The sequence below is a fragment of the Virgibacillus salexigens genome, assembly GCF_014905415.1.
In the GTDB taxonomy this organism is placed as follows: domain Bacteria; phylum Bacillota; class Bacilli; order Bacillales; family Amphibacillaceae; genus Virgibacillus; species Virgibacillus salexigens.
Genome location: NZ_BNEO01000146.1, coordinates 1 through 302 on the forward strand (window position 1 = coordinate 1; position 302 = coordinate 302).

At 37.4% G+C, this 302-nt stretch carries 1 protein-coding gene; it reads right to left on the reverse strand.

The genetic code is table 11. The features are described 5' to 3' along the window. Positions 1-302, reverse strand: a 302-nt coding sequence (locus JKP73_RS22615; protein WP_200412036.1) for an NAD(P)/FAD-dependent oxidoreductase, incomplete at both ends; no start/stop codon positions are given.

Here is a 302-nt window from a genome sequence, read left to right on the forward strand (position 1 = left end):
TTCGCTGCGTTAACAGCGATCGGCCCTTCGATAAATCCCCCTGCGATTAAATGAAGTTTATTCGGATAGTTTGCAATATCTCCTACGGCAAATATCCCAGGAATGCTTGATGACATAGTAGAATCAACTTTTATAGAGCCATTCTCCATTTCCATTCCCCAGTCATTAATTGATCCTAAATCAATCTGAAAGCCGTGACTAATGATTAGATTGACAATATGAAGTGTTTCTATTTCTTTCGTATCTGCATGTTGAAGGGTAATATGAGAAAGTTTACTTCTCTCACCATGTAAGGATTTAAT